This window comes from Pelagivirga sediminicola (assembly GCF_003072125.1).
GTDB lineage: Bacteria > Pseudomonadota > Alphaproteobacteria > Rhodobacterales > Rhodobacteraceae > Roseovarius > Roseovarius sediminicola.
This window is the reverse complement of record NZ_QCYH01000002.1, coordinates 172,454-197,298: the sequence shown is the minus strand read 5'-3', so window position 1 is coordinate 197,298 and position 24,845 is coordinate 172,454. Positions and strand designations below refer to the sequence as shown.

Annotated in this window: 30 protein-coding genes and 2 pseudogenes; 14 read left to right on the top strand and 18 right to left on the bottom strand. The window is 62.0% G+C overall.

Annotated elements, in window-relative coordinates:
- Positions 1 to 28: 28 nt before the first annotated feature.
- Both DC366_RS04595 and DC366_RS04590 read left to right on the top strand, forming a co-directional pair.
- Entirely contained in the window at positions 29 to 1,294 is a 1,266-nt protein-coding gene (locus DC366_RS04595) for a sulfite oxidase (protein ID WP_108691028.1), read from the top strand.
- Between the two features lie 60 nt (positions 1,295 to 1,354).
- Positions 1,355 to 1,747, top strand: coding sequence for a cytochrome C-552 (locus DC366_RS04590; RefSeq protein WP_108691027.1), 393 nt, complete (start codon positions 1,355 to 1,357; stop codon positions 1,745 to 1,747).
- 127 nt (positions 1,748 to 1,874) lie between these two features.
- Here DC366_RS04590 and DC366_RS04585 read toward each other — a convergent pair whose 3' ends face one another.
- The 7 genes from DC366_RS04585 to DC366_RS04555 form a co-directional block, all read right to left on the bottom strand.
- Entirely contained in the window at positions 1,875 to 3,530 is a 1,656-nt protein-coding gene (locus tag DC366_RS04585; protein ID WP_108691026.1) for a cytochrome c oxidase subunit I, read from the bottom strand.
- Positions 3,531 to 3,562: 32 nt separating this feature from the next.
- Complete coding sequence (locus DC366_RS04580) at positions 3,563 to 3,937, bottom strand: DUF542 domain-containing protein (RefSeq protein WP_108691342.1); 375 nt, start codon at positions 3,935 to 3,937, stop codon at positions 3,563 to 3,565.
- Positions 3,938 to 4,305: 368 nt separating this feature from the next.
- Positions 4,306 to 4,653, bottom strand: coding sequence for a VOC family protein (locus DC366_RS04575; RefSeq protein WP_108691025.1), 348 nt, complete (start codon positions 4,651 to 4,653; stop codon positions 4,306 to 4,308).
- Positions 4,650 to 5,273 (bottom strand): glutathione S-transferase family protein, encoded by a 624-nt coding sequence (locus DC366_RS04570; protein ID WP_108691024.1) that lies wholly within the window; start codon positions 5,271 to 5,273, stop codon positions 4,650 to 4,652. The genes DC366_RS04575 and DC366_RS04570 overlap by 4 nt, the downstream gene beginning before the upstream one ends.
- 34 nt (positions 5,274 to 5,307) lie before the next feature.
- Positions 5,308 to 5,784, bottom strand: coding sequence for a VOC family protein (locus DC366_RS04565; protein ID WP_243405038.1), 477 nt, complete (start codon positions 5,782 to 5,784; stop codon positions 5,308 to 5,310).
- Positions 5,781 to 6,575, bottom strand: coding sequence for a VOC family protein (locus DC366_RS04560; RefSeq protein WP_108691023.1), 795 nt, complete (start codon positions 6,573 to 6,575; stop codon positions 5,781 to 5,783). The genes DC366_RS04565 and DC366_RS04560 overlap by 4 nt, the downstream gene beginning before the upstream one ends.
- 69 nt (positions 6,576 to 6,644) lie before the next feature.
- Positions 6,645 to 7,070 (bottom strand): VOC family protein, encoded by a 426-nt coding sequence (locus tag DC366_RS04555; RefSeq protein ID WP_108691022.1) that lies wholly within the window; start codon positions 7,068 to 7,070, stop codon positions 6,645 to 6,647.
- Positions 7,071 to 7,307: 237 nt separating this feature from the next.
- Between DC366_RS04555 and DC366_RS04550 the strand changes: the two genes are divergently transcribed.
- Entirely contained in the window at positions 7,308 to 7,754 is a 447-nt protein-coding gene (locus tag DC366_RS04550) for a MarR family winged helix-turn-helix transcriptional regulator (RefSeq protein ID WP_207768658.1), read from the top strand.
- Between the two features lie 62 nt (positions 7,755 to 7,816).
- Here the strand turns inward: DC366_RS04550 and DC366_RS20555 are convergent.
- A pseudogene (locus tag DC366_RS20555) lies at positions 7,817 to 8,104 on the bottom strand (CBS domain-containing protein); the annotation flags it as partial.
- Positions 8,105 to 8,252: 148 nt separating this feature from the next.
- Positions 8,253 to 8,969: a F0F1 ATP synthase subunit gamma gene (locus tag DC366_RS04540; RefSeq protein WP_108691020.1), complete on the bottom strand. Its 717-nt coding sequence runs from the start codon at positions 8,967 to 8,969 to the stop codon at positions 8,253 to 8,255.
- A gap of 364 nt (positions 8,970 to 9,333) precedes the next feature.
- Between DC366_RS04540 and DC366_RS04535 the strand changes: the two genes are divergently transcribed.
- The 6 genes from DC366_RS04535 to DC366_RS04510 are packed head-to-tail and all read left to right on the top strand — an operon-like array spanning position 9,334 to position 13,084.
- Entirely contained in the window at positions 9,334 to 9,834 is a 501-nt protein-coding gene (locus DC366_RS04535) for a DUF2169 domain-containing protein (protein ID WP_108691019.1), read from the top strand.
- Positions 9,834 to 10,301, top strand: a complete 468-nt coding sequence (locus tag DC366_RS04530; protein WP_108691018.1) for a DUF4150 domain-containing protein — start codon at positions 9,834 to 9,836, stop codon at positions 10,299 to 10,301. Before DC366_RS04535 ends, DC366_RS04530 begins: the two co-directional genes overlap by 1 nt.
- A gap of 3 nt (positions 10,302 to 10,304) precedes the next feature.
- Positions 10,305 to 11,273 carry a hypothetical protein gene (locus DC366_RS04525; RefSeq protein ID WP_108691017.1) on the top strand — a complete coding sequence of 323 codons (969 nt, stop codon included), beginning with the start codon at positions 10,305 to 10,307 and terminating at the stop codon, positions 11,271 to 11,273.
- On the top strand, positions 11,270 to 12,085 hold the full coding sequence (locus tag DC366_RS04520; RefSeq protein WP_108691016.1) for a hypothetical protein: 816 nt from the start codon (positions 11,270 to 11,272) through the stop codon (positions 12,083 to 12,085). Before DC366_RS04525 ends, DC366_RS04520 begins: the two co-directional genes overlap by 4 nt.
- Entirely contained in the window at positions 12,082 to 12,762 is a 681-nt protein-coding gene (locus DC366_RS04515; RefSeq protein WP_108691015.1) for a hypothetical protein, read from the top strand. The genes DC366_RS04520 and DC366_RS04515 overlap by 4 nt, the downstream gene beginning before the upstream one ends.
- A 52-nt stretch (positions 12,763 to 12,814) precedes the next feature.
- Positions 12,815 to 13,084, top strand: a complete 270-nt coding sequence (locus DC366_RS04510; RefSeq protein WP_133176169.1) for a hypothetical protein — start codon at positions 12,815 to 12,817, stop codon at positions 13,082 to 13,084.
- A gap of 72 nt (positions 13,085 to 13,156) precedes the next feature.
- Here the strand turns inward: DC366_RS04510 and DC366_RS04505 are convergent, their stop codons facing one another.
- The gene (locus DC366_RS04505) at positions 13,157 to 13,627 is read right to left on the bottom strand and encodes a MarR family winged helix-turn-helix transcriptional regulator (RefSeq protein ID WP_108691013.1); all 471 of its coding nucleotides are present in this window, start codon (positions 13,625 to 13,627) and stop codon (positions 13,157 to 13,159) included.
- 83 nt (positions 13,628 to 13,710) lie between these two features.
- Here DC366_RS04505 and DC366_RS04500 point away from each other — a divergent pair, with 83 nt between their 5' ends.
- The 4 genes and pseudogenes from DC366_RS04500 to DC366_RS20550 all read left to right on the top strand — a co-directional run bounded on the left by DC366_RS04500 (position 13,711) and on the right by DC366_RS20550 (position 15,556).
- The gene (locus DC366_RS04500; protein ID WP_108691012.1) at positions 13,711 to 14,148 is read left to right on the top strand and encodes a hypothetical protein; all 438 of its coding nucleotides are present in this window, start codon (positions 13,711 to 13,713) and stop codon (positions 14,146 to 14,148) included.
- A 15-nt stretch (positions 14,149 to 14,163) separates the two neighbouring features.
- Positions 14,164 to 14,802, top strand: a complete 639-nt coding sequence (locus DC366_RS20210) for a cytochrome b/b6 domain-containing protein (protein WP_243405037.1) — start codon at positions 14,164 to 14,166, stop codon at positions 14,800 to 14,802.
- Positions 14,714 to 15,007 carry a pyridoxal-phosphate dependent enzyme gene (locus DC366_RS04490; RefSeq protein ID WP_243405036.1) on the top strand — a complete coding sequence of 98 codons (294 nt, stop codon included), beginning with the start codon at positions 14,714 to 14,716 and terminating at the stop codon, positions 15,005 to 15,007. Before DC366_RS20210 ends, DC366_RS04490 begins: the two co-directional genes overlap by 89 nt.
- Positions 14,949 to 15,556: pseudogene (locus DC366_RS20550) on the top strand (DUF1203 domain-containing protein). Before DC366_RS04490 ends, DC366_RS20550 begins: the two are co-directional and overlap by 59 nt.
- A gap of 44 nt (positions 15,557 to 15,600) precedes the next feature.
- On the opposite strand, the gene DC366_RS20445 reads toward DC366_RS20550, so the two are convergent.
- The 5 genes from DC366_RS20445 to DC366_RS04455 form a co-directional block, all read right to left on the bottom strand.
- On the bottom strand, positions 15,601 to 16,104 hold the full coding sequence (locus DC366_RS20445) for an arginase family protein (protein WP_108691340.1): 504 nt from the start codon (positions 16,102 to 16,104) through the stop codon (positions 15,601 to 15,603).
- Positions 16,008 to 16,499 (bottom strand): arginase family protein, encoded by a 492-nt coding sequence (locus DC366_RS20440; protein ID WP_108691011.1) that lies wholly within the window; start codon positions 16,497 to 16,499, stop codon positions 16,008 to 16,010. Before DC366_RS20440 ends, DC366_RS20445 begins: the two co-directional genes overlap by 97 nt.
- Positions 16,500 to 16,590: 91 nt before the next feature.
- A complete protein-coding gene (locus DC366_RS04470) occupies positions 16,591 to 18,042 on the bottom strand; it encodes an L-lactate permease (RefSeq protein ID WP_108691010.1) in 1,452 nt (483 codons plus the stop codon).
- Positions 18,043 to 18,090: 48 nt separating this feature from the next.
- A complete protein-coding gene (locus DC366_RS04465) occupies positions 18,091 to 18,456 on the bottom strand; it encodes a 2Fe-2S iron-sulfur cluster-binding protein (RefSeq protein WP_108691009.1) in 366 nt (121 codons plus the stop codon).
- Between the two features lie 434 nt (positions 18,457 to 18,890).
- Complete coding sequence (locus DC366_RS04455) at positions 18,891 to 20,546, bottom strand: thiamine pyrophosphate-dependent enzyme (protein WP_108691339.1); 1,656 nt, start codon at positions 20,544 to 20,546, stop codon at positions 18,891 to 18,893.
- Between the two features lie 223 nt (positions 20,547 to 20,769).
- Between DC366_RS04455 and DC366_RS04450 the strand changes: the two genes are divergently transcribed.
- Positions 20,770 to 21,543, top strand: a complete 774-nt coding sequence (locus tag DC366_RS04450; RefSeq protein WP_165802845.1) for a FadR/GntR family transcriptional regulator — start codon at positions 20,770 to 20,772, stop codon at positions 21,541 to 21,543.
- A 121-nt stretch (positions 21,544 to 21,664) separates the two neighbouring features.
- Here DC366_RS04450 and DC366_RS04445 read toward each other — a convergent pair whose 3' ends face one another.
- From DC366_RS04445 to DC366_RS04435, 3 genes are read right to left on the bottom strand one after another with little or no spacing between them, the layout of a single operon-like run.
- Positions 21,665 to 22,414, bottom strand: a complete 750-nt coding sequence (locus DC366_RS04445; RefSeq protein ID WP_108691006.1) for an amino acid ABC transporter ATP-binding protein — start codon at positions 22,412 to 22,414, stop codon at positions 21,665 to 21,667.
- Between the two features lie 9 nt (positions 22,415 to 22,423).
- Positions 22,424 to 23,500 carry an amino acid ABC transporter permease gene (locus DC366_RS04440; protein ID WP_108691005.1) on the bottom strand — a complete coding sequence of 359 codons (1,077 nt, stop codon included), beginning with the start codon at positions 23,498 to 23,500 and terminating at the stop codon, positions 22,424 to 22,426.
- 10 nt (positions 23,501 to 23,510) lie between these two features.
- Positions 23,511 to 24,680, bottom strand: a complete 1,170-nt coding sequence (locus DC366_RS04435; RefSeq protein WP_108691004.1) for an amino acid ABC transporter permease — start codon at positions 24,678 to 24,680, stop codon at positions 23,511 to 23,513.
- Positions 24,681 to 24,845 lie beyond the last annotated feature (165 nt).

Below are 24,845 nucleotides of genomic sequence, written 5' to 3'. Positions count from 1 at the left end.
TCATTAATTCAATGGGAGGCACTGAATCATGGCTGACGATATTTCGCGAAAGAATGAAACTGACATCGACGCCGCTGATAGGCCCGCGCGCCGGGCGTTCCTGAAGAACACCGGCCTTACGGCGCTGGGCGCCTATGTGGGCATGAACATCCCCTTCGAGGGCAACCTGATGGCGCTCGCACAGGGGATGAGCGAAGAGGACATCATGGCCGGCAAGGACGGGCTGATCCTGATGAACGACCGGCCGCTCAACGCCGAGACGCCCGCGCATCTGCTGGATGCCGATGTGACGCCATATGAACATTTTTTCATTCGCAACAATGGGCTTGTTCCCGACACCGCACTGGACATGGACGCCGAAGGCTGGACCCTGACCATCGATGGCGAGGTGGACAAACCGCTGGAGTTGAGCATTGCCGATCTCAAGGAGCAATTCGAGGTGGTGACCAACCGGCTGGTGGTGGAATGCGGCGGCAACGGGCGCGCGTTCTTCACCCCCGGCGCGTCGGGCAACCAATGGACGACCGGGGCCGTGGGCTGCGCCGACTGGACCGGCGTGCGGCTGAGCGATGTGCTGAACGCGGCGGGGGTAAAGGACAGCGCTGTCTATACCGCCCATTACGGCAATGATCCGCATCTTTCGGGCGATCCCGAAAAGGACGCGATTTCACGCGGCGCGCCGATCGAGAAGGCTCTGGCCGAGGGCGGCATGATCGCATGGGAGATGAACGGCGAACCCATTCCGGCGGTCCACGGCTTTCCCCTGCGTGTCATCATTCCGGGCTATCCCGGATCGGCATCCCAGAAATACCTCAACCGCATCTGGGTGCGGGATCAGGTGCATGACGGCGCGAAGATGACGGGATATTCCTATCGCCTGCCGGCCTACCCTGTCGCGCCGGGCACCGAGGTGCCCGAGGAAGACATGGTCATCATGACCGAAATGCCGGTCAAATCCTTGATCACATTCCCGAAATCAGGCACGGAGACACCGGCCGGGCAGGCAGCCGAGGTGCGCGGCCATGCCTGGGCGGGGAGCGGCGATATCGAGGCCGTCGATGTGTCCATCGACTTTGGCCAGACCTGGATTTCCGCCACGCTTGAGCCCGCCAAGAACAAGTTTGCCTGGCAGCGGTTCCGCGCGGACGTGACACTGCCAGAGGCGGGTTATTACGAAGTCTGGGCGCGGGCGACCGACATGAACGGCATTGCCCAGCCTCCGGTCGTGCCGGGCTGGAACCCCCGTGGCTATGGCAACAACATGCAGCACCGCATCGCACTGATCGCCACCTGACCCTGCAATGGAGCCGGGTCATGTTGCCCGGTTCCGGCCTACCAGCCTAAGGAAGCCAACATGAAAGAGAAGCTGACGTTTCTTCGGGCCGCGCTCTGCGCGTCTGTTGTAGTGTATGCGACTGCGTCGGTCGCGCAGGAGGCGTATGATCCGATGCGCCCGGCGGGCAATCCGCTCTCGCCCGGCGCGTCCGTCCAGACGCCCGATGCGCCTGAGGTCGAGCTGGACCCCGAATTGGGAAACCTGCCTGTCGGACCGGGTGCCGAAGACACGTATTACCAATGCGTCGCATGCCATTCGACGGCGATTATCCGGCAACAGCGCCTGAGCGATGAACGCTGGGATTATCTGTGGACATGGATGATAGAGGATCAGGGAATGTATGAGCCTGATGACGAGACCAAGGACGTGATCCTAAATTATCTGAAAACGCACTTTTCGTCGGAGCGGTAGATCAGGGCGGCAAATTTTGGCGCTTTGGACCACGTGCAGGACAAGTGACGCTGCGTTTCCGGGCCGCGGGCCGGCGCAGCGATCACCGGGCACGCGCGGAAGATACCGATGGAGTAACCTGGTCCCCCTATCGCCTGTCCCAATCCGCGGGTTCTGGCAAATGCTCGAACGTATGCTCCGGCACCGGCGACGGCAGGGTCCATTCCAGCGTATCGGCGTAGTCGTTCCAATAGCTCGCCCGCGTCTCGCGCTTGCCGGCCAGAAGCGTGTAAAAGACGATCCCGATGAACAGCAGGAACGATGCGAAGGACAGCAGCGCGCCCCAGCTTGAAACCGCGTTCCACAGGCCGAACGCCTCGGGGTAGTCGATATAGCGGCGCGGCATGCCTTGGCGACCGAGGAAATGCTGTGGGAAGAACGTCAGGTTGGCACCGATGAAGAACATCCAGAAATGCAGTTGGCCCGCCCATTCCGGGTATTGCCGCCCCGACATCTTGGCCAGCCAATAATAGACCCCGGCGATCAGCGCGAACACCGCGCCGAGGCTCATCACGTAGTGGAAATGGGCCACGACATAATAGGTGTCGTGATAGGCCCGGTCGAGGCCGGCTTGTGCCACGACCACGCCGGTCACGCCGCCGACCATGAACAGGAAGATGAACCCGATGGCGAACAGCATCGGCGTCCTGAACTGGATCGAACCGCCCCACATGGTCGCCAGCCACGAGAATATCTTGATCCCCGTCGGCACCGCGATCGTGACCGACGCGATCTGGAAAAAGCTTTGCTGCGTGATCGACATGCCGACCGTGAACATGTGATGCGCCCAGACCAGAAAGCCGAGGCCGCCAATGGCGATCAGCGCCCAGACCATCGGAAGGTAGCCGAAGATCGGCTTCTTGCTGAAGGTGGCGATGACGTGGCTGATGATGCCGAAACCGGGAAGGACGACGATGTAGACCTCGGGGTGGCCGAAGAACCAGAACAGATGCTGATAGAGCATCGGATCGCCCCCGCCCGAGGGGTTGAAGAATGTCGTGGCAAAGTTGCGGTCAACCAGCAGCATCGTCACGGCGCCGGCCAGCACCGGCACTGCCATCAGCAGCATCCAGGCGGTGATGAACACCGACCATGCAAAGAGCGGCACCTTGAACAGGCTCATCCCCGGCGCGCGCATGTTGAGAAACGTCGTGATCATGTTGATCGCGCCGAGGATCGAACTGGCCCCCGAAACGTGGATGGCGAAAATCGCCAGATCCATCGAGATGCCGCCATCCTTCACCGATAGCGGCGCATAAAGCGTCCAGCCCACTCCGGCCCCATGCGACGCATCCCCGCCCGGCGCAAAGAACGATCCCACGGCGAGGCTGGTGCCCGCGACGAACAGCCAGTAGCTGAGGTTGTTCAGCCGCGGAAACGCCATGTCGGGCGCGCCGATCATCAGCGGCATGAAATAATTGCCGAAACCGCCGAAGAGCGCCGGGATCACCACGAAGAACATCATCAGGATGCCGTGATAGGTGACGATGATGTTCCACAAATGCCCGTCAGGCGTGCAATCCGCCGCCGAGGGCCAGAATCGCAGACCTTCAAGGCACATATACTGCACCCCCGGATCCATCAGCTCCAGCCGCATGAAGACCGACAGCCCCGCCGCGATCAGCCCGACCCCGGCCGAGGTGAACAGATAGAGAATGCCGATGTCCTTGTGGTTGGTGGACATGAACCAACGGGTAAAGAAACCGCGCCGGTCATAGCTCTCGTTCAATGCTGCTTCGCTCATCGGACCTTCCCTTTACATCAGGCGGGTCGAAGTCAGGCGTGCGAGGCGCCTTCGAACCGCGGGAAACGAATGTTGTTTTCCAGATGGATATGCTCCATCAAATCGGCCTTGAACTGCGCCAATCCCGAATAGAGAGCCTGCGAGGACGGGTAATTATCTTCGGATGGTGTTCGATCGTAGGTCGGGCTGTCGTGGCGCTGCAATGTCTGGCCGTCATCATCATCGTCGTGGCGCATACGGTCGATAAAAGCGTCCATCCCACGCCGATCTGCCGCCTCTTGCAGCGGCACGTCGCCATGACAGCAAAAAACGAGTTTGATATGTCGGAAGACGCTTGTCGCGCCCGGCAAGGGTGCAGTGATTTGACCAACGGGCCGGGTCTGAAACGGGTCTGAAACACAAGACATCGGACGCTCCATTGCTACATGGTCGGAGCGCAATCCGTTCGCAACCGGCCAGCACGTCACTTGAATTGGAGTTCACAATGCCAATCATGGCACCCAATAATCAGTATTGTCAATACCAATTAAAGAATGCGGATGCACCTTGCGACTTTTGCCGCCTACGGATTGCGGGTTCTCATGCGTCTTGCCTGTTCACCGGACGAGCGGTTCGGGCCGCCGATCTGGCCGCGCAGTTCAAGGTCTCGCAGCGTCACCTGATCAAGGCGTGCAGGATCTGGCGCGGAACGGGCGGACGGGGCGGAAAGTCGCGAGGTGCAAGGAACGGAGGTTAAATCGGTGCTGCCGCCGCCCTTTCGCCCACCACATCCTTTTCAGGCGCCATCCAGCAAACCGACCGTGTTGCCTTCGGGGTCGGTGAACTCGGCATAGCGCAGGGTGTCGAAGCCCTCGATCTTCACCGGGTCCGGCAGGTCGATCCCGACCTTCGCCAGCCGTGCGATCTCGGCATCGAGGTCGGCGACATGCATTGTCACGGTCGCGCGCCCACGTCCCTCGGCACTGTCGAGCACCTGGAACAACACGTGCTCCGTCAGATCCCACTCATGGCAGGACGGCATCGGCGCCCGGTCCCGGCGGCGGCCGATCAGCCTTGCCCACCAGTCGGACTGGGCGGCGAAATCCGCCGCGTTGATGCTGATGAACACATGGTTGACCTTCATGCCTGCATCTCCTCGATCAGCTTGTTGTCGATCGCCTTTGCTGCCTTGTAGGCCGCGCGTTCCGCGATGCGCGCCTGGTAGGCGGTGAAGGCCCCGCGTTCCGGCAGGGATTTGAACTGAAGCCCCCAGTCCACCGCGCTGCCGACATAGACATCCGCCATGGTAAAGCGCGCGCCGCAGACGTAATCGTGGGCCGAAAGCCAGCCTTCCAGCGCATCGACCGTCCGCTCGTAGCTGCCGAACCCGGCCATGGCCTGCTCCTTGTCGCTGACCGTCCAGCCAAGCGCCTTTGCCGTGACTGCCTGCTCCAGCGGGCCTGCGGCGAAGAACAGCCAGCGGAAGTAATCCGCCTTCTCGCTGTCCTTCGGCAGGAGGTCCGGCGCCTCGGCCTCGGCCAAATAGTGGCAGATGGCCGCTGCCTCGCTGACGCTCCGGTCGCCATCCGCACGGTGATGGATGATCGTCGGCACCTTGGCCATCGGGTTCGCGCGGATCAGCGCCGCGGGTTTGTCCTCCCAAGGCACCATGACGGGATCGTAATCCGTGCCTGCCTCGTGCAGGGCCCAGCGGGCGATCTGCGCCCGGCTCATCGGGTTGAAGAAGAAGATGTAGTCGGCCATGGGATCCTTGTTTCGGTTCTGTTCAGTTTCCGTGTCACCCTTTCGCCGCCGCCTCGATCGCGGCCACGTCGATCTTCAGCATCTGCCCCATCGCCTCCATGACCCGCTTCGCCTTTGCCCGGTCCGGATCGGCCAGAAGCTGCGGCAGGATGCGGGGCGTCACCTGCCAGGACAGGCCGAAGCGGTCCCTGATCCAGCCGCACATCACCGGCTCGCCGCCCTCCCCCAGCGCGTCCCAGTAGCGGTCGACCTCCGCCTGGTCGGCGCAATCGATGGAAAGTGAGATGGCGTCGGTGAACGGATGATCCGGCCCGCCGTTCATGGCGATGAAGCTGCGGCCCGTGAGGGTGAAGCCGACGGTGATGACGTCGCCCTCCGTGCCGCCGGGATAGTCCATCGGGCTGCGCGTCGTCTGGTCAATGCTGCTGTCCGGAAAGAGGCCCGTATAGAACGCCGCGGCCTCCTCGGCCTGCCCGTCGAACCACAGGAACGTACTGATCTTGCCCATCATTTCGCTCCCTGATTGCGTTTTCCGGTGAACATTACCTTGGCTCCCTGCGGATCGTTCGCCTGGATCAGCCAGTCACCCTCGTCGCCCGGCAACTCCATCGGCCCGTGGGTGACGGTGCCGGCGCCCGCCTCAACCGCGGCTTTCGCCGTGTCGATGTCGGGCACGTTGAAGGCAAAGTTCCAGAACGGCGCCTCGCCCGGTTTTTCCGCGTTCATCATCGCGCCGATCATGTCGCTATCGTCCTGTCCGACAAAGGTATAATCGCCGTTCGGCCCCATCGGCATCGCGCCGGTCTTCTTCCAGCCGAAGAGCTTGCCGTAGAACTCCAGCGCCGCCACCTGATCGGAGGTCACAAGTTCGTTCCAGCTGCAATGCCCGGCCTTCATCGGTGCAAAGGCGGTGCTCTGGCCGTCGCTGTCGCCGCGCATCAGGTAGAATGTGGCGCCTTGCGGATCGGAAACGAAGGCAAAGCGGCCGACGCCGGGAATGTCCTGCGGCTCCATGTGGATGCTGCCGCCCAGTTCCTCGACCTTGGCGGCCATGGCATCGACGTCCGCCACACCGAAATAGACGTCCCAGGTGGCGGGCCGTCCCTTTGCACGGTCGGGTGTGTGCATCACGCCGCCCACGCCTTCGCCTTCCTCGGTGGCGAAGGTGCGGTAATCCCGGTCCAACCCGCCGGGCGGTTTCCGGAATTGCCAGCCCATGACCTTGCCGTAAAAATCCTGCGCCACATCGGGCGCGTCGGTCATCAATTCATACCAGATCGGGGTTCCGTCGCGGTTGGTCATGGTCCTTCCTCCTTGTTTTCAATTTGCTTTATCTTGGCAAAGCACCCCCGCAGGGGTGCCGCGGGCCTCTCAGCCTTCTGCAGCCATTGCCTTTTGCATCTCCGCCATGTCCATCCACATGGCCTCCCAGATATGGCCGTCGGGATCCTCGTAGGAGCGGCCATACATGAAGCCGTGATCCTGTTTCGGGATGGGGTCGGCCACACCTCCGGCCTTGACCGCCGCATCCACCGCCGCATCGCAGGCCGCGCGGCTGTCCATCGAAAGACACAGCAGCATCTGCGCCGATGTCTTGGCGTCCGGTATCTGCTTTGACGTGAAATCCCGCCAGCGCTCGTGCGACAGCAGCATGGCGGTGATGGTGTCGCTGATCACCATGCTCGCGCAGGTCTCGTCCGAGAAGGTGTCGTTTTTTGTCGCGCCGACCGCCTCGTAGAACCGCGCGGAGGCGTGAACATCTGCAACCGGAAGGTTGATGAAGATCATCTGGGTCATGGGCGTTTCCCTTTTTGCGGTGGGCGTGAACCGTCTGGCGGCCGGGCATCGGATACCGATCCGGCCCGCACCATTCGGGTAGGTGTCGAGCAGCAAGATGTTCTCATGTTCGCAGCCGAATCCGACCTTGGGATCAAAATGGCGCCATCACTCTTTCGCGATTCGATTGACTATTAAGTTGATATCAACGTAAATGGCTTCATGTCAAATGCAGTTTCAAAACACGCCACTTTCGGCATGACTTTGCGCGTCCGGGACAGCTGCCTGTGCCTGCACACGCAACGCGCAGCCCGCGCCGTTGCCCGCCGCTTCGATGAGGCACTTCGCCCTGCCGGGCTGCGAAGCGGGCAATTCTCGATCCTGATATCGCTCAACCGGCCCGAGCCGCCCACGGTCGGATCGGTGGCAGATCTGCTGGCGATGGATCGCACGACGCTGACGGCGAACCTCAAACCGCTTGAGCGCCGAGGATTGTTGACCGTGACGCCCGACACCAAGGACCGCCGCGCCCGCCGGCTGTCCCTGACCGATGACGGTCTGGCATTGCTGGAACAGGCCATTCCGATCTGGATCGCGACCCACGAAGAGATCGAGCGCGGTCTGGACGGCGATGTCGATGCCCTTCGAGGCGAACTGAACGCACTGACAACGGTTGCGGATTCTGAACCTGAAAAGCGGTCGTGAGCATTCGCAAAATGCTGGTGGAAAATGCGCTGCACACAGGTTGATTGATCGCAAAACGGATACCTTGATAGAGCTTTCCAATGCTCAGAGCGGAGCAGGCGTGCGGCCTCGATGATGTCGTGGTCAGCGCGACATACGATGACGGGGTGCGACATGACCGTTTGCACCGGCTGGTCCGCGACGGGCCCCAGATTGAACATCAGGCGGATCACCAGATCGCGGTCGGTGACGACCCCAATGGGCCTGCCGTTCCGGCAAATCGGCAGCATCCCGATATTACGATCCCCCATCAGTGCCGCCGCAGCCCTCACAGAGGTGTTCGGCCCGATGACGGTAACGCGCGTTTGCATGATCTGGCGTACCAGCATTTTGCCATCCCGCTTCCCTAAAGCGTTCCGCTCAAAACCTGAATCACGGGTTTTAAGCCGAGCGCGCGACACCTTCATAAGTTGCGCTGCGGCCCGCCCTGTTCCTGTCTCAGGCATAAGGCGGGACGCTTTAGCGGCTTGCCGCGTCTTTGCGTTTTCGACGCCGATCCCGCCTCTTCAGTGCCTCGAAGCCGACGATGACGTCCAACAGTTCAGTCGTGATCTCGCTTTGCCGGACCGGACGGGTTTCCGATTTCAGCTCTTCCAGATTCTCGTCCACGGATTGCTCGGCCTGCTGCATCCGGGCAAGGCGCGCGGCGTTCTCGGTCACCAGCGCCTCTGCGGCCGCGCGGTAAAGCGTGGCAAACACCAGGTTGCGGACGAGCGACGCCAGCAGATCTTTGGCGGGCACTGAAAACTGCGGCAGACCGCGCGACGTCCACTCGGTGTCGGTGCTGGTGCAAGTGCGGCAGCGGCAGGCGTGGCGGAAGCCTCCAAGCAAAATTCGGTTCGCGCGGGCGTAGAACGCGGCGCCAGAAGGCTCGCGGGGCAAGGACCGCTTCTTGAAGAAATCCAGCGCCGCACCAGTTTGCGGGTGACACCAGCGCGGGCTGGGATAGTCGGGGCGGTTGTAATCGCCCACGGAACGCTTGCCTACCACAACGCGCTGGAACAACAGGAACAAATCCGCGAAGTCATCATGCAGCGATTTCAGAATGATGAAGTTACGGATGCACAGTTTCGAGATGTCTTCGGAGATAGAATTGATCCGTCCAACCTGAAGAAATACTGGGAGATGTAGCATGCCGCACAAAATCAAGATCTCAAGTGGGACTTTTGTGCTCATCGCCGCTGTCCTCGGAGGGCTGATCTTCACGGTGCTAGGTTATGTCTTGGGCCATCTGACTTTCCTCCACTGGACGAGTCTTTTCGTAATGATAGCCTTCGGACCCAAGCTTCTGTATCGTATATTCGATACAGGACCAAAAGATCTGTAAGCTAAAGCGTTTCGCCTTCAACCTGAGACATCAGATGGCCCACTTTACACATGAAAAGGTGAACGCGTTTCTGCCCAAGACAGCTTTCGGTTTTTCGACTATTGCCGGATGGGACGAATTGACGCGCGCAGCGCCTATGGCTGTCCCGGATATGAGACCAATCCGTTCGGGCGAGGTCATGGCACGAACGATATGCCCCCCTGACGCAGGCAGGTGACGCGAAAGCGCGTGTTCCGTCACATCTCGGACCGGTTTCAGCCGCCGTCCCTCCGCGACCTTGCGGGAACTTTTGACGCAACCTGGCAAGCCGAACGCGCGCCACTTCTGCCAGCCGACCTCGATCCGGGCTACTGGCAATCCGTCCAGCCGGAGCAGCAGATACCGCGCCCGGTGACACCGGATGACCCGCTGGTGCTGACCGGCTTCGGTCTTGCCGACGGAGCGTATATGCTTCCGCATCTGGATCTGCATTGCGCCACCCGGATCGCCGGAGAATGGACCATCGCGCCGACCGCATTGCAGGGCATCGCGCTGGACCTGAACTCAGCCACCGTGTCGTTGACCTATCTGGAAACATGGCCGATCGCGAGCGCCGCCAAGGATGTGGACATTTCGCAAACGCGCGTCATGCTGAACGAATGGAACAGCTTTCACGTGCGCCCTGATGATATCGGGCATTTCGCGCGTTCCGCGCAAGTCAGGGAGGCAAGCTGATGGCAGTTACGTTAAACGTAAATGGCTTGACCATTACGCATCGCGGCTCCGGCGGCTCACACAGGAACTCCGCCCCCGACGTTTGCAAGACGCCGGGTAGCGGCGCGCCGGTGCCCTACTCCATTACCGCGTTCAATCCGGATATCGTCCGCGGAACGACGACGGTGCTCGCCGATGGTGGCAACATGATCGCGCACAAGCCGTCGATCTTTTCGAAATGCACCGGTGACGAGGCCGGATCGATGAGTGGTGTCGTATCGGGCACCACAGCCGATATCAGCGAATGGATCACGTATTCGCCCAACGTCTATGCCGAAGGGCAGAATATCTGCCGGCTGTCGGACAAGCTGTTCATGAATTCCAGGAATACGATTTGCGGCCAGACCGGACGCGATCCGAGTGCAGTGGGCAACGCGACCTGCGATTGCGACACACGGCGCGGGCCACCCATCGTTGGAACCAGCTAGGTTATGTCCATTCCCCTGAAGGGGCTGCCGCCCTGCCATGCCGAAACGATAATCGCCCTGCCGTGCCTGCGCATCGGCGCCATTGTCGATAACGACGTCCGGACCGAGGGAGACCTGCGCAGCGCGCTTCACGACCTGTTCGCCGCACGCTTTGACACACAAATTTCATTCCTGACCATCGGCACCGATCCGGCGCGCGCCTATCGCGCGATCAAGGCCACGACGGCGAAACGCCAGCAGCTCCGCGCGCCTCAGGCTGCGCCGGTCGTGAACGGCACCCGTGCCTTGTGGTGCGCGCGGCTTTACGGCCCCGACACGACCGCTTTGCAGCAGCCATATCTGCCCTACTTCGAAATTGTGGCCGCGCTCAGGAAGGACTTGCTGTCCATCCAGTTCGCCGTTCCGCATGATATGTCCGATCTGCGCGATTTCGCCGACAAGGTCCATGCGATCCTCGGCAACACGCGGCTGCGCTGGGGCTATCAGGGGTTTGGCTTCGGCACGCCGCCGTTCAGCAGTTTCGGCCAGCGCAATCTGCTACCTGCCCACGAGCGATTTCGCGCCGCCGTCATGAGCGCGTTCGACGTCGCACCGGAAGAAGCCCTCTTTCGGATGGACAACGTGGCGCGCCGCATCGGTGACTACACGCCCGGCATCCCCGACATGGGCTGGCGAACCTATGTGGGCGCGGACTACCGCGACCGGCTGGGCGATCCGGCGCCCGCACGCGGCGGGTGTAACGGTAGAGGACCACGGCGAGGCGGTTTGCGTCACCGCCGGGCCCGCACCCGAATGGGGGACGTCAACGCGGGCGAAAACCTGTCGGCCCTCGCCGCCGCCTACGCCTATCTGCGACCGGCCTACGCCGACCAGAGCATTCTGGACAAACGCATGTGGGGCGACCGCACCCCAGCCGAGAAAGCCGCCACGCGAGGCTATTTTCAGCGCCTGTCGAAAGGATCACTGCCATGAGCCGACCCGAGGCGCTGCGCCGCGCCCTCGTGCTGCCACCGGGCGGATTGCCCGCAATCCTCGCCGATCTGCAACTGCGTGTCGTTTATACGCCCGATGCAATCGCGCGCGGCGTTCCGGCGCGCGTCGCGAATGAGGTGGAGCGCACGCTGGAGGCTGCGATACCGCTTTTCGCTGCGGGATTTTGCGGTGCGGCGAATGCAGCACCGAACGCCGCCGCCCGTCTGTCGGGTGCAGTGACCGTGACAAAGACCGGATTCGTGCTGTCCGTGACCGGGGCCGCGCATGCGCTCGTCTTCGCTGCCGTTCTGTCCCGCGTGATCGAGGCACATTCCCAAACACCCGATGGCGCATTCGCCGGTCTGGTGGACCTTCTGGACGGTGACGAGGCAGAGGCCCGCGCGGTGTTCAGCGCGTTATCCTTCGCGGAAGATGTCGAACGCATCGAAATTACGGGAGCGGGCACAGAGCAGGTGACAGCACCGTTCGACCCCATGGCGCGGCCCGCCCGCGCCACCTTGGACGGGCTGGCCGGCGCCATCCCGGCGGATGCGGAGCGGCTGATCTTCGAGGGTGCGGCGTTCGACGGCTGGACCGAGGCGATCGACGACGGGTTTCTGACGCTTTTCGGACTGGGCCTCTTCGCGGCGCCGGGCCCTGTGCCGTCCGAGCCCGAGATTTTTCTCGCCGACGGGCGGCTGGTCGTGGATGGCTGGAAGGGCGATCCTGCCTGGCTGGCCGAGTTGCTCGATGTGGTGACAGGCGGCCGGGGCGCATTGCTTCGCGTGGAACCGGACGCTGACGCCCCATGAGGCAGGCCATCGTTGCCATGGGCGTCGCCACGGCGTTCGGCCCGGGCCTGAAGACCACCGTGGCGGCGCTTACGGAAGGGCGCACGCCGCTGAGACGCCAGCGCAGCTTCATCGGCGCCGATTTTCGACCGCAGTTGACGGCATTTGATGCGTTCGTGACGCACGGCACGCTCGACGCACGGCTGCGCGAGTTGGCCGGACAGGCGCTGGACGATCTGACCGGCCAACTGCAGGGCGTCGCCCCAAGCATGGAAGATTCAGGATTTCGAGTGGCGATCTGCGGCCCCCGGCCCGATGCATTGACCGATCCGCAGAAACTGGTTGAGGATTTGACCCGGCTTGCAACGCAGACTGTCGGTTGCCGTGCGCAGCATGTGGCGGTCCACCTTGACGGCCCTGCCGCAATGGTTTCGGCGCTGGAGGCGGCCCGCGCCGACGCGTTGGCCGAAACGCCGATCCTCCTCGTGAGCGTTGACAGCTACAACGACCGCGCGCGGCTTGGCCCCTTGGCGGATCAGGGCCTGCTTTTCAGCAATCGCACACCCTATGGTTTCGTTCCGGGCGAGGGGGCGGTGGCCCTCATGCTGCGCATGGTCGGAGAGTGCCAGACGCCCGGCCCCGACGATTCTGGACTTCGCCACAGCCCAGGATCCGGTAGCCGAAGACGATCCCGGTGAGAGCGATTACCGCGCGCTGAGCGTGGCCTGCCGCGCCGCCGTGCCCCCTGACATGTCCGTCGACACATGGATCGGCGACTGGAACAACAACCGCTATCGCGCGGCGGAGATGTCCTACGCCCACTTGCGGCTGGGGCGCACGCTTGCCACTGGGGCCGAACGGACCCACGCACCGCTGATTTTCGGTGAAACCGGTGCGTCGGGCCCGGGGCTGGCGCTGCTGATGGGCTTGATGCGGACCGGCACAACGCTGATCAGCGTGTCCGGTGGGACGGGCGGGCATGCAAAGAGCGCGTTGACCATGTCGGTGCCGGGAATCTAATCGAAAATGCTTGATCAAGCGTGCGGTGCTCAATGGCCCTGTCACTGCTTTGGCGGTGCTCGCACCATCAAGTCAACCTGAGATAATCGCGCCGCCGGGTTGATGCGGCGTTTCTTCCGGTTTGCTCGTCTCGATCACCTTGCGCATCAGGCTGACAAACTGGCGGCGCTCCTCTTCTGTAAGGCCGCTCAAGGCATCGGCATTTTCCGCAATCGCTGCTTCTATCGCCGGCCCTTGCAAGCCCCGCGCCCGTTCGGTCAGCCAGACGCGCTGCTTGCGCCCGTCGCTGGCATCCTTGCGGCGGACGATCAGCCCGTCCCGCTCCATACGGGCCAGCGTGTTGGCCATCGTCGCCTGTTCGATATCCAGCCGCGCCACCAGATCCTTTTGCGTCAGCCCGTCCTTTTCCCACAGCTCAAGCAGCGCGGGAAACGTCCCCGTCGTCAGCCCCAGCGGCTTGATCCGCGCCGCAAGCCCGCGTGCGAACAACCGCGCTATGTGGTTTGCGAGATATCCCGCCGATTGATCCTTCACGAATGCCATGCCTCTTGCCTATCACCTGGATAGCCTGCTATGCAATGTTAAATAGCCTGCTATGGATATGTTTCAATGCGAGGAGCAATGCAGTGACCAGGACCATTCACCCGATCGCAGGCGCCATCGCGCTACTGATGATCGCCGTCTTCTGGCTTTCCACCGCCCTGTCGGAGCTCTTCATGGGGCTGGAGGCCGTGAGCACCGTCAAGACCCTGATTCCATGGGGTTTCATCATTCTGATCCCCGCCCTGATGGCGGTGGGCGGATCGGGGTTTCAAATGGCAAGGAAACGCCGCGGACCGCTGGTAGCCGCCAAGCAAAAGCGCATGCCGATCATCGCCGCCAACGGCATCCTGATCCTGATTCCCGCCGCATTTTACCTGTCATTCAAAGCACAGGCGGGCGCGTTCGACACGGCCTTCTACACCGTGCAGGCGCTGGAACTTGGCGCGGGCGCGGTCAACATCACGCTTCTGGGCCTCAACATGCGCGACGGTTTGCGAATGACGGCAAGCGCCGCGCACTGACCTAGGAGCATTCCGATGAAAAGCGCCTCCATCCGATACGGCACCGTCGCGATCACCCTTCATGGGCTGAGCGCAGCGCTTATCCTCGCCCTGCTGGGCACGGGCTTCCGCGCCGCTTCATTGACCGATGTATCTGCCAGGACAGCGCTTTTGCAACTGCACGTCCCGCTGGACCTGGCGATCCTGGCGCTGACACTGCGCAGGATCGGCTGGCGGGCATTCGTCGACCGCAGGCCCGCTCCATTGCCGAACCAATCCCGCAGCCAGCAGATCGCTGCCGACGGCGAGGCGCGGCGTGTGGCGGCAGACGAGGGGCTGGTCATGGTGCCGCCCTTTCGCCCCGAACTGGTGCGCGACGTGGCCACCTACGCGCTGGAACTGTTCACCGCCGCGCCGGACCTCGATACCGTCCATGTCCCCATCGGCTGCGGCTCGGGCATCTCCGGCACGATCATCGCGCGCGATGCTTTGAGGGTGAAAACCAGAGTTGTCGGCGTCGTGTGCGAAAACGGGGCGGACCGCGAAACTGTCGTTCGATACAGGGACTCTGACGCCCACCGACAGCGTGCGCACTTTCGCCGATGGCATGGCCGTGCGCGTGCCTGTGGCGGGTGCGTTCGACAGCGGCGCCGAGCGGATCGTCGCGGTCAGTGACGAGGAGATCGCCGAAGCGATGCTGCTCTATTTTTGCGCCACGCATAACGTGGTCGAAGGCGCAGGGGCCGCCCCGCTGGCGGCGCTCATGCAGGAAAAGGACCTGATGGCAGGCCGCCGCGTTGCTCTCATCGCCAGCGGCGGCAATGTCGACACCGGCTGGTTCCGGCAAGTGCTGGAGGGCGCGACACCTGTTCCGGCGTGAGCTTTGCGCAGGAAACGGGTCGGACCGGACGGCGGTGCCGGGTAAATTGGCAGGACATGCAGCTTACCACACGGAGACCCCCATGGATTATCGCGTGACCGGCCTGCCTGCCGACCAGTTCAGCCACCTTTACGGCCTTTCAGATGCAGAATTGAAAGCACAGGGCGCCCTGCGCTATGTGGCCGACAAGACGCCCGGCTTTCCCGACCGGATCGAAATGCGCGATTGCGAACCCGGTGAGACGCTTTTGCTGCTCAACCATACCTACCAGCCCGAAGATACACCTTACGGCGCGCGCCATGCGATCTTTGTGCGCGAGGGGGCGACGCAAACCTACGACCGGATCAACGAATCCCCGATGTCATGCGCGTCCGGCAAGTGGCGCTTCGGGCATTCGACGCGGCGCACATGATGGTCGACGCCGAGATCCTTGAGGGTGCCGAGATGGAACCGCTGGTCAGGGAGTGGCTCGCCCGCCCCGAGATCAGCTACATTCAGGTCCACAACGCCAAACGCGGCTGCTACTCGGGCCGGATCGAGCGGGCCTGAACAACGCAGGCAAGACTGCAGGAAACGGGTGGCCCAGGCGGCGGTCACCCGAATATCCGTCCCAGATTTGCCGCGATAGCGGGGGCCAGCGCCTCGCCCTCATCCATGTCAGGATCATAGCAGCCCACGGACACCGAGGCGAGCTTCGGGTGCGCCACAACCGGCGCCAGAAATGCCGCCAGCTCCGCCCACAGCATGCCGCGGGGAAGCTGATACATGGTGGCGGGAAAAACGCTTTCGTCCAGAACGTCGAGATCGAGATGCAGATGAAACGGGCGGGACACCTCCGAGAGTCGCTCTGCGAGCAGCGTTCCTGACGGGCCGAACCCCTTGTCGACGATTTCTTCCAGCGTCCATGCCGTCAGCTGCGGCTCAAACGCCTCGGGCAGTTTGGAACCGCGCCCCCGCGCCTCGTCCTCATCCCTGTATCCTACCAGAAAAACCGCCTCGTTCAGCCCCGATAACCCGCCCAGATCCTCGCGGAACGCCTCAGCCGGGCCGGCCCCAGAACGATGCCCAGCGGCATGTCCGCCATTTCGCCCTGCCACGACGTCTCGCCGTCATAAAGGTCCATGTGACCGTCCACATAGACCAGCGCAGCCTGCCCATGCACGTCCCGCAGCCCGGCCGTGATCCCCGGCACCATCGAACAACATCCGCCGACAAAGAACGGACGCAATCCGCCCCGCAAAAGCCTGACGGTTTCCGCGCGCATCGTTCGGGTGGTGGCGCGGCAGTCGTCCAGCGAGATCAGGCCGGTCTGCGCATCGCGCACGCCCTTGCCGATCCGTACCTCCAGATCGCCGAGGTCTTTGGCATCCAGCCGCTTGGCCAGATCGGCCCTGCGCAGGCTTTCCGGCATGCGCTCCACCGCCTGAAGCGGGCCACCAAAGCCGAGGCAATCTATCGGCACGCCGATCATCGAGAAGGGCTTTTCAGTCATTGGTTTTCCTTCTTTGTGTCCGGTGAAGACGCAAATTGCGGGGCTTTGAGCGCATCGGTCACGTGATAACCTCTTCCATCCGCCGGTCTGGTCATGGCGCCAACAGCAGCGCCAACACCGACAGAATAGCCAGGATTGCCACGTTAATCACCGCCACCGGCACGAACACGGCTGATGTTGAAATCCGCTGCCGCACCGGATCAGTTGCCTGCCCTGTCGCGTCCTCGGCAAGGCGGGTGGACATCATCACCTTGGGGATGGCGGCCATCATCGCAAGCGACGCACCGACGTTGTGCAGGGCAACGAGGGTCGGAACCGGATAGCCGACCACCTGCGCGGCCTGCGCCTGACTTGCTGCGAACATGGCGCTCGCACCGGTGTTTGATCCGGTGAGGAAGCCGCCCAAGGCGCCGATCCACGGGGCAATGGCGGGGTAGAGGTAACCTGCTCGTGCGCCTGCGTTTGCCAGTGCTTCGCTCATGCCGCTGGCCGCCAGTATGACACCGAGGATGAGGAACAGCACCGTGGTCAGTGCAATCGGGTGCCACTGCTTGGCGGAGGCAGTCGTCAGGGTTCGAGCCCTGTTGGCGGGCAGCTTTTGCACCATCGGAATCGTGGCGCTCGCCAGAAACAGCCAGGTGGCCGGGCTGCCGAGTATCTCAAGCGCCGGGAGGAAGGCTGGCGACACGACAAGGGAAAGTGCCTTCGCCGCCAGCAGCCCGGCGACAAGGATCAGGTAAGGTGCGGACTCCTGCAACAGGCGGCCTTTATTTGTTCGCTGACCCGGTCCCGAAAACCGCGCACGCAGCAGCAGGATGGCGATGGTGAATAGACTGCCCAAGACGCCCGCAAGCGGCGTCCCGATCAAAGTGTTCGACCCCCAAACCCCCAGCCAGAGAAGGATCACCGCAAAAAACAGGTCCGGCGCAGATCGCAAGGCCATCCGCCAGCCAAAGGCGACGATCACCGCGCCCGCCCCTGCCACCAGAAACACCGGCCCCGAAAGCCATGCACTGGCCACGCCCAGCCCCTGAAAATCGACACCGGCCAGACGGGACGCCACAAGAGTGCCGGGGGCCAGCGCCCCCCACGGAACGGTCACAAGGCCCAACAGGCCGACGACAGCGGCACGCCGACCACTCAGCCCGATCTGAACCAGAAGCGGGATGCCGACGACCACACCGATCCCGAAGCCCGTGACCGATTCCGCAAAGGGGATGACGCCAAGCACGACGAGCAGCACAGCGCGGATCTGATTGCGGCACGCGGCAATCACCCAATGCCCCAACCGCTCCTGCGCGCCACTCGCGCTCATCAGATTGCTCAGGATCAGCCCGCCCAAGAGGATGAGGGCCACCTCCAGAGCGACCGGCGCCATATCGATCTGTGCGGCCAGAAGGCGTGGAAGGGGCGCGGGAAATGCCAGCATCGCAATTGCAAATGCACTGACCACCCCCGCGAGAGCGCCGCGAACGGGACCAGCCTGCAGGAGCAACAGCGCAAGCGCGATGACAATCGGAAGGGCCGCGAGAACTGCGCTCACGCTTAAATCATTCTCTGCACAGGGTGAGTATCGAACCGGGGCAGCATTCTAAAGATCAAGCTCCACCGGCCCTAAAGGCGCCGAACAACATGTGAGGATTGTTGCATCATGTGTTGCGGCTCCTGTCAGGCTTTCCGTGTCTCCGGAATGAACCGTTGTGCGGCAAGTGCCGCACAGCCCTGCCCGGCAATGTGAGGGCGCAACAATGCCATTGGCCTCGGCGAGGTCAAGCAGCGTGCCGTGCTTGGCTGTCCACTCGGCGACGATACACGATGCCCGGAGCTTTACTTCGAACGGCCCGGTCGCGGTGGGGGCGCCCAAATCCATCTCGATATCCGGCGAGATGAATGTCTCCGACACGACGGACGCATCAGGCACACCTGCCGTTGCGAAAGGCTGCCGTGCCGCTGTCATGAACTCTTCCGCGCCGCACAGGACGACCCGTGCGCGACACCGGAAATAGTATAGGCTCGCCAGACTGCCCGCCCGTCCAGGGCCTGCAGCCGGATGTGCTGCGCTGCTTCATAGACATCCAAAGACCCCAATGCCGCCAAGGAATTGCAGAACCAGATAGAGCGGATCCCGTCAGCCTCCTCGATCACCGCCGTGATCTCCGCAGTTCTCGGCCAGTCATGAAGCGGCGGCGGAGTCTCTTGGACTGCCGCCCCCGCCACCGCATCAGGCGTGAACCGGTCTGAAATCTGGCCCCGCGAACGCGTCATCAAAGTGCCGCCGGTTTTCACCGTCGCGTAGACACGCAATACATATGCCCGAAATAGCGCATGAACTGGGCCGGCATGTTCACGTTGACCTCACCCGAACCCGGAAATGCAGCGCCGCGCAGCACGTCAGCCGCCCTGCCCGGCTTGGCGGATCTGAGCCAGGGTCCGGCGCGGCGTTATCGCCTCGGGCGAGATCGCCAAGTCCAGCAACGCGCCGGTATCCGAGGCCATGGCACGCTGGAACGCGGCGGGAAAATCAGCAGTTTCCGCCACTTTTTCGGCGTGAAAGCCATAGGACTGCGCCAGTGCCACAAAATCAGGGTTTTTCAATGTCGTGCCTGAGACGCGCGCGGGATAGTGCTGCTCCTGATGCGCGCGGATCGTGCCGTAAATACCGTTGTTCAGCAACAGGATGATGGGCTGCGCGCCCGCCTGCATTGCCGTACCCATCTCGGGGCAGTTCATCTGGAAATCGCCATCCCCGGCAAAGCAGACGACCGTGCGATCCGGGCATGCCACCCTGGCCGCGACGGCCGCGGGCAGACCATAGCCCATCGCGCCGGACTGCGGTGCCAATAGGCGGGCTTCTGGGCCGTAGGTCAGAAACTTGTTTGGCCAGACGGTGAAGTTTCCAGCGCCATTGGTGACGATAACGTCCGGCGGCAGGTTTGCGCGCAGCCATGCGCTGACCTGCCCCATATCGACAGGCGACGGCAGCGATGGCAGATCAAAACTGCCCTCATATGCCGCGCGCGCTTCGCGGCGCCACTCAGCCCAACCACCTTTGACGGGGCTGAGTGCCTGCGCAAATTGGTCAGGTCCGGCATGAATGCCGATGGCAGGCTGATAAATCTTACCGATCTCCAGATCCGACCCATGGACATGGATCAACTTTTGTCGCGGCTGCGGTACGTCCAGCAGGGTGTAACCGCCTGTAGTCATTTCGCCAAAGCGGGCGTTGACAGCCAAAATGACATCGGCCTCGCGCATCAGGCGTTGGACATGGGCGGGCATGCCAACGCCCGCCTCGCCGCAGAACACTGCGGAATGATTGTCGAATTGATCCTGATATCGAAACGCGGCGACCACCGGAATATCGGAGGCCTCGGCAAATCCTTGCAGTGCGGTGGCGCCCTCAGGCGACCAGTTGCACCCCCCCATCAGAATCAAAGGTCGTTCGGCCCCATCCAGCATAGTCTGAGCCGCGCGGATCGCCTCGGCAGCCGGTTGCGGCGCGTGGTATGTCATCGGCCCCTTGAGCGGCTGCGCATCAGACAAGGCGCTCAGCATGTCTTCGGGCAGCGCGATGACCACCGGTCCGGGACGGCCCGTGGTGGCCAGCGCCCAGGCGCGGGCCAGGATTTCCGGGATGCGGGCGGTCTCGTCGATCTCGACCGCCCATTTCGCCATGGTGCCGAACACCGCGCGATAATCCAGTTCCTGAAAGGCCTCGCGCCCCTTCATGTCGGTGCCGACCTGCCCGACGAACAGGATCATCGGCGCGCTGTCCTGCATCGCGGTATGAACTCCGATCGACGCGTTGGTCGCACCCGGCCCGCGCGTGACCATGCAGATGCCGGGGCTGCCTGTCAGTTTGCCATAGGCGGCTGCCATGAAGGCAGCACCGCCCTCGTTGCGGCAGAGAATGAAATCGAGGCTGCCCTGGGTATCGTATAGCGCATCCAGCACCGCCAGATAGCTCTCTCCCGGCACGCCAAACGCCTTGGTCGCGCCAAGTGCGCGTAAACTTTCGACCAATAGCTGTCCGCCATTCTGTGTCATGATGTATCCTTGCCTCGCATGCGCCAAGGCGCGTTTGTCATACTTGTATTCATAAGACATCATATGACACAATAGCGCCTGTGCAAGAACTGCAACGACAGACATATGGTGGTCGGCAGATCGTAAGCTGTTATGTATGTCTAAGGACGGCGCGTTTACGGGTGGAAAATCAGCCTTTGGTCTGCAAATTCGACGAAACAGAAATACACGGGCGGGGAAAAGAATGGCGCGGCGCAAGACACTGACGGCAATCGTGGCGGAAGATCTGTCAAAACGGGTGCTGGACGGCACGCTGAAGCCGGGCGAGCAGCTGCCCACGGAAACCGAGCTGTGCGAGCAGTTCGAGGTCAGCCGCACAGTGGTGCGTGAGGCGGTGGCGCAACTGCGTTCGGACGGGCTGTTGGTCTCGCGTCAGGGCCGGGGCATGTTTGTCTCGAAATACCCGTTTTCGTCCAAGTTCGAACTGAACTCAGATGCGCTGAACACGCTGCCCGAAACCATCGCCATTCTGGAACTGCGCCTCGCCATCGAGGTGGAATCCGCCAGCCTCTGCGCCGAGCGCCGTTCGGACGAGGATGCGCGCAATATCCGCCGTGTGATGGAGGAAGTGGACGCCCGCCACGGCGATCCCGACATCGTCGAGGTGCATTATGATTTCGAATTTCACCTTGCCATCGCGCAAGGCACGCAAAACCCTTATTTTCATCGTTTCCTGAAATTCCTTGAGCCAACCTTCACCCGCCGGTTCCAACTGAGCACGCTGGTCTCGCAGGAGTTCAAGGAACGATATTACGAAGTGATCCACGAAGAGCATAGCGCCATCGTTGTTGCCATCGAATCGCTGGATCCGCACGCGGCGCAGAAGGCCATGCGCCTGCATCTTCTGAATAGCTTGGATCGCTTGCGCGCACTATCGCGCAAGGTCGGTGCCAAGGATCGCGTGGACGGGACCGAAATCCCGATCATGGATTTCCTCAAGGACGTCGATCCGGGCTGACGCCGGTGACTCAAAGCGTTTGCCTCTAGCCTGAGACATCAGGTAGAGGCGCGCGCGCGCAACGCCCATATGTCGCGCGCGTTTCGCGAAAATCTGTGATCCAGGTTTTTCGAGAAACGCTTTAATGCCCCAAAATCTGCGACAGGAATTTCTGAGTGCGCTCGCTTTGCGGATTGCCGAAAAATTCTTCCGGTGGGTTCTGTTCGATGATTTCGCCCTGATCCATAAAAATCACCCGGTCGGCCACCTGCCGTGCGAACCCCATCTCATGCGTGACGCAGAGCATCGTCATGCCCTCATTTGCCAGCGACACCATGACATCCAGCACCTCGGAAATCATCTCGGGGTCCAGCGCCGATGTCGGCTCGTCGAACAGCAGTACCTTGGGTTGCATGCTGAGCGAGCGGGCGATGGCCACACGCTGTTGCTGCCCACCCGATAATTGGCCGGGAAACTTCTCGGCCTGATCGGGAATTTTGACCTTTTCCAGATACTGCATCGCCAGTTCTTCGGCCTTGGCGCGGGGCCATTTGCGCACCAGCATCGGTGCCAGCGCGCAGTTTTCCAGCACCGTCATATGCGGAAACAGGTTAAAATGCTGGAACACCATGCCGACCTCGCGACGGACTTCGTCGATATGGGCGATGTTGTTGTCCAGAGCAGTGCCAAGAACGGTAATGTTACCGCTCTGATGCGCTTCAAGGTGGTTAACACAGCGGATCAGCGTCGATTTGCCGGACCCTGAAGGGCCGCAGATCACGATCCGCTCGCCTTGCTCGACGGTCAGATCAATATCTTTCAGCGCGTGAAAGGTGCCATAAAATTTGTTCATGCCCCGGATGGTGATGGCGGGCTCAGAAGTTTGTGTCATGACAGGATCCTATTGGTCGCCGACATCCATCCGCCGCTCCAGAAACGCGCCGTAGCGCGACAGGGAGAACACGAAGGCAAAATAAATCAGCGCGATAAAGGCGTAGACCTCGACAAAGGCGAAGGTCCAGTTGCCGGTGCCATAGGCGGCATTGCCCGAGGCGAGGATTTCAAAGAATCCGATGATGATGAACAGCGATGTTTCCTTGAACGTAATGACGAATTGATTGATCGTCGCGGGCAGTGCGTTCTTGAACGCCTGCGGCAGCAGGATGCGCTGGATGCGGTGAAAATAGCGCACACCCAGCGATTTTGCTGCCTCTTCCTGCCCGGTTGGCACGCCCTGCATCCCGCCGCGGATGATCTCGGCCTGATAGGCGGCAAAGAAAAGCGCCGAGCCAAGGATCGCGCGGTAGAGCTTGTCCCCCGACGCCCAGTCCGGTAGCACGAAAGGCAAAACCACCGCGAAGGCAAAGAGGATCGTCAGCAACGGCAATGAGCGGACGCTGTCGATGATGATGCCGGTGAGGCCCGAAATCCACGGCAGATCGGAGCGGCGCAGCAGCGCCAGAAGGATCGACAGCGGCATTCCGACGAGAACCGTCGAGACAAAGATGAACACGGTCAGCGACAGCCCGCCCCAACGCTGCTCGTCAACGACGGTCATGCCGAAAATGCCGCCCTTCATCAGGAAATAGAACGTCAGAAAGCCGCCGATCCAGATGATCGAGATCGACCGCCCGTTCCAGAAATAGGGGATACAGCTGAGCACCGTCATCACCACGACGACAAGGCAGGCCAGCCCCGAGCGCCAGTGTTCCTCGTGCGGATAAAGGCCGAACAGGATCAGCTGCCAGCGCGCGTCTATCACGGCCCAGCAGGCGCCATCTGCCGCCTTGCACGCCCCGGGACCTTTCGCGGCCGAAAACACGGCCGAAAAGATCGCCCAGTCAAGAACAGTCCAGACGATCAGCGCGAGGATTGCGAAACAGATGATCGACAGGATCGTGTTGCCCGGCGACGAGAAATACCGCTCGCGCAGCACTGCCAACATGCCGGTCCGTCCCATCTGATCCGTCATTGCCATCGCCTGCTCCTCAGCTTCTCAGCCCGTCGCCCTTGAGGGCGATGGCGCGGTTGATCCGGTTCAGCACCGCCGCAAGCGAGAAATTGATGAGGAGGAAACCGCCCATCAGGATGCCCAGCAGCTCCAGCGTCTGGCCGGATTGGTTGATCGCGGTCGAAACCACCATGAAGAAATCGGCGAACCCGATGGCGATGCCCATCGTCGTCGCCTTGATGAGCCAGACATACTGGTTGGTCAGGATCGGCAGCATCGCGCGCAGCGCCAGTGGGAAGCGCACGCGCGAAAACACCTGCCAGTTGGTCAGGCCGACCGATTGCGCAGCTTCGATCTGGCCGCGTCCAACCGACTTGAACCCGCCGCGCACGATCTCGGCGATATAGGCGCCGCCGTAGATGGCGATGGAAATCGCCATTGCCGACAGTTCGGTTGAGATGCGGATGCCGCCGCGAAAATTCAGCCCCTTCAAGGCGGGCATGCTCACCAGCGCGGTATCGGGCAGACGGCCAGCCCAGAAGATGACGCCGGTGGCAATGATCGCACCCAGCAGGATCAGCCATCGCAGACGCGCTTTGTGCGCAGGCTCCATCCGGCGAAACCGCTGCGCGGCGCTGATCCAGACGATCACGCCCAGCCCGGCCAGAAAGGCGAGGATACCCAGGAATGCCGACAGGCCGGTGATGTTCAGACCCGGCGCGTATAATCCCCGACTGGACAGGAACACGCTGTCGGCCAGATTGATCGCCTGACGCGGCCCCGGAAAGCGGGTGACGACCGCGTACCAGAAAAACACCTGCACGATCAGCGGGATATTTCGAAACACCTCGACATAAATCGCGCCCAACAGGCGCGCGAGATCATTCTCCGAGGTGCGTGCCATGCCGATGACGACACCGATTACCGTGGCCAGAACCAGCCCGATGATGCCCAGAAACAGCGTATTGAGAATACCGACGACCAGCACCAGCCAGTAAGGATCGCGGGAGGTAAATTCGATCAGCGAAAAGCTGACGTCCCAGCCGGTCGATTTCCACAGGAAGTCAAACCCCGAGATGATGCCCTGCTCTTGCAGGTTGGTGCGCCCCATCACGATCAGCGTTGCGACCAATGCGACGAACCCGCCCACATAGAAGATTTGCAACAGCGCGTTGCGCAACTTGATGTTGTTCCAGACGGTCAGCATGCAGGCATCCGTGCGCTAAAGCGTTTCGCGAAAAACGTGCATCACAGATTTTCGCGAAACGCGTATGACATATCAGTCTTGCCCGTGTTTCGCCTTTATCTGATGTCTCAGGTTAAAGGCGAAACGCTTTAGGAAAGAACGGCTCCAACCACGCCGGGTCGGAGC

What these genes read in the sequence shown, in the direction of transcription:
- DC366_RS04595 (WP_108691028.1), top strand. Translation starts at nt 29, where the DNA reads ATGGCTGACGATATTTCGCGAAAGAATGAAACTGACATCGACGCCGCT.
- DC366_RS04590 (WP_108691027.1), top strand. Translation starts at nt 1,355, where the DNA reads ATGAAAGAGAAGCTGACGTTTCTTCGGGCCGCGCTCTGCGCGTCTGTT.
- DC366_RS04585 (WP_108691026.1), bottom strand. Translation starts at nt 3,530, where the DNA reads ATGAGCGAAGCAGCATTGAACGAGAGCTATGACCGGCGCGGTTTCTTT.
- DC366_RS04580 (WP_108691342.1), bottom strand. Translation starts at nt 3,937, where the DNA reads ATGTCTTGTGTTTCAGACCCGTTTCAGACCCGGCCCGTTGGTCAAATC.
- DC366_RS04575 (WP_108691025.1), bottom strand. Translation starts at nt 4,653, where the DNA reads ATGAAGGTCAACCATGTGTTCATCAGCATCAACGCGGCGGATTTCGCC.
- DC366_RS04570 (WP_108691024.1), bottom strand. Translation starts at nt 5,273, where the DNA reads ATGGCCGACTACATCTTCTTCTTCAACCCGATGAGCCGGGCGCAGATC.
- DC366_RS04565 (WP_243405038.1), bottom strand. Translation starts at nt 5,784, where the DNA reads ATGATGGGCAAGATCAGTACGTTCCTGTGGTTCGACGGGCAGGCCGAG.
- DC366_RS04560 (WP_108691023.1), bottom strand. Translation starts at nt 6,575, where the DNA reads ATGACCAACCGCGACGGAACCCCGATCTGGTATGAATTGATGACCGAC.
- DC366_RS04555 (WP_108691022.1), bottom strand. Translation starts at nt 7,070, where the DNA reads ATGACCCAGATGATCTTCATCAACCTTCCGGTTGCAGATGTTCACGCC.
- DC366_RS04550 (WP_207768658.1), top strand. Translation starts at nt 7,308, where the DNA reads ATGACTTTGCGCGTCCGGGACAGCTGCCTGTGCCTGCACACGCAACGC.
- DC366_RS04540 (WP_108691020.1), bottom strand. Translation starts at nt 8,969, where the DNA reads ATGAGCACAAAAGTCCCACTTGAGATCTTGATTTTGTGCGGCATGCTA.
- DC366_RS04530 (WP_108691018.1), top strand. Translation starts at nt 9,834, where the DNA reads ATGGCAGTTACGTTAAACGTAAATGGCTTGACCATTACGCATCGCGGC.
- DC366_RS04525 (WP_108691017.1), top strand. Translation starts at nt 10,305, where the DNA reads ATGTCCATTCCCCTGAAGGGGCTGCCGCCCTGCCATGCCGAAACGATA.
- DC366_RS04520 (WP_108691016.1), top strand. Translation starts at nt 11,270, where the DNA reads ATGAGCCGACCCGAGGCGCTGCGCCGCGCCCTCGTGCTGCCACCGGGC.
- DC366_RS04515 (WP_108691015.1), top strand. Translation starts at nt 12,082, where the DNA reads ATGAGGCAGGCCATCGTTGCCATGGGCGTCGCCACGGCGTTCGGCCCG.
- DC366_RS04510 (WP_133176169.1), top strand. Translation starts at nt 12,815, where the DNA reads ATGTCCGTCGACACATGGATCGGCGACTGGAACAACAACCGCTATCGC.
- DC366_RS04505 (WP_108691013.1), bottom strand. Translation starts at nt 13,627, where the DNA reads ATGGCATTCGTGAAGGATCAATCGGCGGGATATCTCGCAAACCACATA.
- DC366_RS20210 (WP_243405037.1), top strand. Translation starts at nt 14,164, where the DNA reads ATGAAAAGCGCCTCCATCCGATACGGCACCGTCGCGATCACCCTTCAT.
- DC366_RS20440 (WP_108691011.1), bottom strand. Translation starts at nt 16,499, where the DNA reads ATGACTGAAAAGCCCTTCTCGATGATCGGCGTGCCGATAGATTGCCTC.
- DC366_RS04465 (WP_108691009.1), bottom strand. Translation starts at nt 18,456, where the DNA reads ATGACAGCGGCACGGCAGCCTTTCGCAACGGCAGGTGTGCCTGATGCG.
- DC366_RS04455 (WP_108691339.1), bottom strand. Translation starts at nt 20,546, where the DNA reads ATGACACAGAATGGCGGACAGCTATTGGTCGAAAGTTTACGCGCACTT.
- DC366_RS04450 (WP_165802845.1), top strand. Translation starts at nt 20,770, where the DNA reads ATGGCGCGGCGCAAGACACTGACGGCAATCGTGGCGGAAGATCTGTCA.
- DC366_RS04445 (WP_108691006.1), bottom strand. Translation starts at nt 22,414, where the DNA reads ATGACACAAACTTCTGAGCCCGCCATCACCATCCGGGGCATGAACAAA.
- DC366_RS04440 (WP_108691005.1), bottom strand. Translation starts at nt 23,500, where the DNA reads ATGGCAATGACGGATCAGATGGGACGGACCGGCATGTTGGCAGTGCTG.
- DC366_RS04435 (WP_108691004.1), bottom strand. Translation starts at nt 24,680, where the DNA reads ATGCTGACCGTCTGGAACAACATCAAGTTGCGCAACGCGCTGTTGCAA.